Below are 5,551 nucleotides of genomic sequence, written 5' to 3'. Positions count from 1 at the left end.
GCTGCGATAGCAGCTAATAGTGTTATGAGCAAGTAGCAAAGCGGATTGCGAATATCCTTAGGGTTATGATATAATAGTATTTAAGGGTGTGCAATATTTAGAATAGTGCTTGAAACATTGTTGGCACTTAAGGCGTGTATCATGTGCCTTAAGTGCCATTACAAGCTTTTTGGGTGGCTAATTAAATAGCTTTATATTCATATATGAAAAAAGTTATTTCATCATAGTCTTCTTCGTCGTAATTAAATAGTACAGTTTTTTCGGAGCATTTTTTCATTTGCATATAATCATAGAACTGGCAATTATATCTTGTGTCTGTATATATGAAAAAATGTTCAATATTTTGCTTTTTTATATATTTAAGAATTTCATTAAATATATTTTTATTGATATTGTATTTTTTACTATCAGGATATAGTGCAAGAAATAAGTCTTCTTCATTATATATAGACGGACAGTTAGTTAATAGTTCAGCATTGATGTTTTCTATGTTCTTTAAAACCTTAAATATATTTTTTTTCTCAGCATTAAATTGCAGCCGCAAATAATAAAAATGTTTTTGTAATGTGTGAAAAATTGCCGATTTATGCTTTCTTAAAGAGTTTTCAAAAACAATACCGACTAAATGTCCATTATAAGTAATTGTGTGTGCAGGTATATTTTCTGATAGACAGGTGTGCAGATATAAATTTGAAATGATATGTGCAGTTTTTTCAGAAAAATATTCGTCTAAATTCCAAATTTTTATTATAATATTGCATATAGATTTATAGTCCTGTTTTTTTAATGGTTGCGATATAATATTAGTATGCATAAATGATTACCTCTTTTCTGATGTTTTACTATTTGATAATATAATAAAAAGCTTACCTTAAATATACATTGAAAGTTTAATATTTATTTAAGGTTGGGAGTATATAGTAGAATTTATTATAATAAAGTGAGGTGCAGAAAATGAAAATTTTGATTGTTGAGGATGAAGAGATGTTAGCAGATGCTCTTGTGGCGTTGTTTGGTAAAGATGGATATTTAGTTGATGTATGCTATGATGGTCAAATGGGATTGAACATGATAGTAGATAATAATTATGATATTGTTATATTGGATATTATGCTGCCAAAAATTGATGGAATATCTGTTTTAAGGCATGTGAGAAAAGAGGGTATAAATACACCTATTATTTTATTGACCTCAAAATCACAACTTGATGATAAGGTATATGGTCTTGATAGTGGGGCAGATGATTATATTGTAAAGCCATTTGATGCTGAGGAGCTTTTAGCACGAGTGAGAGCCAGAACACGAAATGGAAAACAAACGGATAAAGATGAATTTTATTATAGTGATATTATTCTTAACAGGCGCAGACATGAATTGAAGTCAGGTGAAAGAAAAGTAAAACTTGGAAATAAAGAATATGAATTATTGGAATATTTGTTGGTAAATGCAGGAAACATCCTTACTAAGGACATGTTGATATCTAAAGTTTGGGAGCCTGATGATGAGCCCGAATATAATCATTTGGAGGTTTATATTTCATTTTTGAGGAAGAAACTGAGATTTGTGCAGACTACAGTTAAGATTGTAACAACAAAAAATGTTGGATATTCATTGGAGGAAACTACTGATGATTAGAAAACTTAGAAATAAATTTATAATTGTTACAATGGGAATGCTGACTGTAATCTTTGCAATATTATTTATTGCTGTAAGCGTATATAACAGGCATTGGGAAAAAATTGAAACATTAGATACATTGGAATGGATTGCGGAAATTGGTTCAGAATCATTTATGGAAGCAATGGAGGATGGTTCTGTAGAGACAAATAAAGCAAGACCATATTATGCAGTTAGGTTAAGTTCAAATGGGGAGATTTGGAATGTAAAGTCAAGTAATAATAAATATAATAAAAATGTGATTAACAAGGTAGTTTTGGGAGTACTTAAAAATGGAAAAGATGAATGTGAATGGAAAGATTATCTTTATTATATAAAAGAACAAAAGAATGGTGAGAAATATATTATATTTAAGGATATGTCTATGAGTGGATATCAGTTGCAGGCTCTTATAGGAAATATTCTTCTTTTAAATGTTGGATTAGTTCTTTTTTTTATTGTTAGTTTATATCTGTCACATTTTGTTACTAAACCAGCAGAGGAGATGTTAAGGCGTGAAAAAGAGTTTATATCTAATGCAAGTCATGAATTAAAAACTCCTGTTGCATCAATTAAGATAAATGCACAGGTCATAGCTGCGGATGGATATAAAAATCGTTTTTTGGATAATATTTTATTTGAGACAAATAGAATGAGCAATTTGGTTAATGAACTTCTGACATTTTCTTATTTAGAAGAAAAAGGGAGAGAGATACCAAAAGCAGAATTTTCTCTTTCGGATGCTTGTGAAGAAATAGTATTGTCGATGGAAAGCGAAGCCTTTGAAAAAAATATTTTATTTGAGTATGAAATTGATGAAAAAGTGGATTATGTCGGTAGTGAAGAAGAAATAAAACATCTTGTTGCGATTTTATTAGAGAATGCAATCAAACATACACCTTCAGGCGGTCAAATACAATTAAAATTATTTATTGAGAAAGAACATCCCATTCTAACAGTATATAATACAGGAGAGGGGATAAGTGATGAAGCAATAAATCATATATTTGAACGATTTTACAGTGTTAATAATAATTTTAAAGAAAAAAATAGTTTTGGTTTAGGGTTATCTATAGCCAAAACAATTGTAGAATTGCATGGAGGTACGATATCTGTAAAAAGTGAGTATAAAAAAGATGTTATATTTATATGCAGATTATAGAGATTCATGGTTTAACACTATCAAGGAAGTCCCCTACTTCTATTGCGTAGAGCAATAAGTAGGGGGGACTTCCTTGTATCAGGAGGGGGGACGAGCCCCTTCTGATATGTATGCTGCTATAGCAGCTATGTGATAGCTGCTAATAGTGTTATGAGCAAGTAGCAAAGCGGATTGCGAATATCCGCTTGACTAAGCCGCTTAATATGCAGAAGCTGTTAGAAACAATAAAAACACTCTTGCACTAAACAAAAACTTAATGTATAATAGCTGACGCAGGGGAGCTTGTGCGTGAAACAGGCTGAGAGTAGATTGCGTATCTTAACCCTTATAACCTGATGGATAATGCCAGCGTAGGAAGTTGTCGGTGTAGATTATATAAGATTTATGTTGAGAATGTACATGGTATTTATGTACATTCTTTTTTTAATTTATAGGAAGATGCTCGTATAGTATTGGTGTGCCAATAAGAATTTATAGATAAAAAAATAAGGAGGTCATATATTTTGAAAACAGCATTAACAATAGCAGGAAGTGATTCAAGCGGTGGAGCAGGAATACAGGCTGATATAAAGACCATGATAAGTAACGGTGTATATGCTATGAGTGCGATAACGGCACTTACTGCACAGAATACTACGGGGGTTACAGCTATCATGGATGTAACACCTGAATTTTTAGGAGAACAGATTGACGAGATATTTACTGATATTTATCCTGATGCGGTAAAGATAGGAATGGTATCTGCAAGCGGACTTATTGAAAAGATTGCAGATAAACTTATTCAGTACAAGGCGGAAAATATAGTTGTTGATCCGGTTATGGTTGCGACGAGTGGTGCAAAACTTATAACAGATGATGCGATAAATACATTGAAGGAAAAATTACTTCCGATAGCAACGGTTCTCACACCAAACATACCTGAGGGTGAGGTTTTGTCAGGAATGAAGATTGAGAGTGAAAATGACATGATAGAAGCAGCGAAGTTTATAAGTGAAAAATTTGACTGTGCAGTACTTATGAAAGGCGGTCATCAGATAAACGATGCAAATGACCTTTTATATAGAAACGGTGATTACAAGTGGTTTACGGGAAAAAGGATAGATAATCCGAATACTCATGGTACAGGCTGTACATTGTCAAGTGCTATAGCATCAAATCTGGCAAAGGGATATGACCTTGACAATGCAGTACTCAGAGCAAAAGATTATATATCAGGAGCACTTGCGGCAATGCTTGATCTTGGAAAAGGAAGCGGTCCTATGAATCATGCATTTGCGTGTGATAATGAATTTATGAAATAAGGGTCATAAGTAGATAGAGAGAAAAGAGGAATTAAATGGAAAACATAAGAAGAACATCATTATTTGAAAACGGACTTATCTGGTTTGGGGCGGGGCTTTCGATTGCCGAGATACTTACGGGAACATCGTTTGCGTCACTTGGTTTTAGCAGAGGAGTGCTGGCTATCATAATCGGTCACATAATCGGCTGCGTTATGCTTTTTTGTGCCGGAATCATAGGCGGAAAAGAAAGAAAAAGTGCTATGGATACAGTTACGATGAGTTTTGGCGCTGATGGAAGCAAATTTTTTGCATTTTTGAATGTGCTCCAGCTTGTCGGCTGGACATCTATCATGATTTATGATGGTGCGCTTGCGGCAAATGGAATATTTAACACAGGAAACTGGGTATGGTGTCTTGTTATCGGAGCACTTATTATTTTGTGGGTGGTTATCGGGATAACAAATCTTGGAAAGATAAATACGGTAGCAATGGCAGCGCTATTTATCCTTACCATAATAATGTGCAAAGTCATATTTTTCAGTGATGCATCGGGAGTAAAAGTGTCAGGTGACACAATGAGCTTTGGAGCAGCGGTCGAGCTTGCCGTAGCAATGCCGTTATCATGGCTTCCACTCATAAGTGATTATACAAGAGAAGCAAAAGAACCTGTAAAGGCAACTCTTGTAAGTACGATAGTTTACGGTATAGTGAGTTGCTGGATGTACATTATCGGAATGGGTGCAGCCATATTTACCGGTGAGAGTGATGTTGCACAGATAATGGTTAAGGCAGGACTTGGAATCGTTGGTCTTTTGATAGTTGTATTTTCAACAGTAACAACAACATTCCTTGACGCATATTCAGCCGGAATATCAAGCGAGACTATTCTGTCAAAATTAAACGGAAAATATGTGACTATAGCAGTAACAGTTATAGGAACAGCGGCAGCAATATTATTCCCTATGGACGACATAACAGACTTTATGTATCTTATCGGTTCTGTATTTGCGCCGATGATAGCTATACAGATAGCAGATTACTTTATATTAAAAGCGGATAAGAGCAGTAAGAAAGTTGACATATCAAATGCAAGCATCTGGGTTGTTGGATTTATACTTTACCGTTATCTTATGACTGTTGATATACCTGTAGGAAATACATTGCCTGATATGGCGGTTACTATTGTGATAGCGGTTGTAGTAGGAAAGATTATCGGGGAAAAGTAAGTTTGGAAAAAGAGGTTTATAATGATAAACCAACATTTTTATGAATAAATAAGGGTCTGTCGCATTAAGTATAGTTTATACAATATGTAGATGTTAATAACAGAGTTATTATTTACATATTGTATGAATAGTGCTTCGTGCGACAGCCCCTTTTTAAATTGACCGGAGTTTAACACTATCAAGTAAGTCCCCCACTTCTATTGCGTAGAGCAATAAGTGGGGGT

Annotated in this window: 5 protein-coding genes and 1 riboswitch; of the genes, 4 read left to right on the top strand and 1 reads right to left on the bottom strand. The window is 34.0% G+C overall.

Going from position 1 to position 5,551, the window contains the following annotated elements; all coding sequences use genetic code 11:
- Nucleotides 1-181: 181 nt before the first annotated feature.
- Nucleotides 182-814: a hypothetical protein gene (locus tag KQI69_RS00405; RefSeq protein WP_216563295.1), complete on the bottom strand. Its 633-nt coding sequence runs from the start codon at nucleotides 812-814 to the stop codon at nucleotides 182-184.
- Between the two features lie 140 nt (nucleotides 815-954).
- Here KQI69_RS00405 and KQI69_RS00400 point away from each other — a divergent pair, with 140 nt between their 5' ends.
- The 4 genes from KQI69_RS00400 (at nucleotide 955) to cytX (ending at nucleotide 5,327) form a co-directional block, all read left to right on the top strand.
- Entirely contained in the window at nucleotides 955-1,635 is a 681-nt protein-coding gene (locus tag KQI69_RS00400) for a response regulator transcription factor (protein WP_216563293.1), read from the top strand.
- The gene (locus tag KQI69_RS00395) at nucleotides 1,628-2,818 is read left to right on the top strand and encodes a cell wall metabolism sensor histidine kinase WalK (protein ID WP_216563291.1); all 1,191 of its coding nucleotides are present in this window, start codon (nucleotides 1,628-1,630) and stop codon (nucleotides 2,816-2,818) included. The genes KQI69_RS00400 and KQI69_RS00395 overlap by 8 nt, the downstream gene beginning before the upstream one ends.
- Before the next feature lie 264 nt (nucleotides 2,819-3,082).
- Nucleotides 3,083-3,193: riboswitch (TPP riboswitch) on the top strand.
- A gap of 128 nt (nucleotides 3,194-3,321) precedes the next feature.
- On the top strand, nucleotides 3,322-4,119 hold the full coding sequence (thiD, locus tag KQI69_RS00390) for a bifunctional hydroxymethylpyrimidine kinase/phosphomethylpyrimidine kinase (RefSeq protein ID WP_216563289.1): 798 nt from the start codon (nucleotides 3,322-3,324) through the stop codon (nucleotides 4,117-4,119).
- 35 nt (nucleotides 4,120-4,154) lie between these two features.
- Nucleotides 4,155-5,327, top strand: a complete 1,173-nt coding sequence (cytX, locus tag KQI69_RS00385) for a putative hydroxymethylpyrimidine transporter CytX (protein ID WP_216563287.1) — start codon at nucleotides 4,155-4,157, stop codon at nucleotides 5,325-5,327.
- The last annotated feature ends 224 nt before the right edge of the window (nucleotides 5,328-5,551 follow it).

Origin of the sequence: Eubacterium sp. MSJ-13 (genome assembly GCF_018918235.1) — a bacterium.
GTDB lineage: Bacteria > Bacillota > Clostridia > Lachnospirales > Lachnospiraceae > Butyribacter.
The sequence above is the reverse complement of the archived record's forward strand: the minus strand, read 5'-3'. Positions and strand labels throughout refer to the sequence as shown.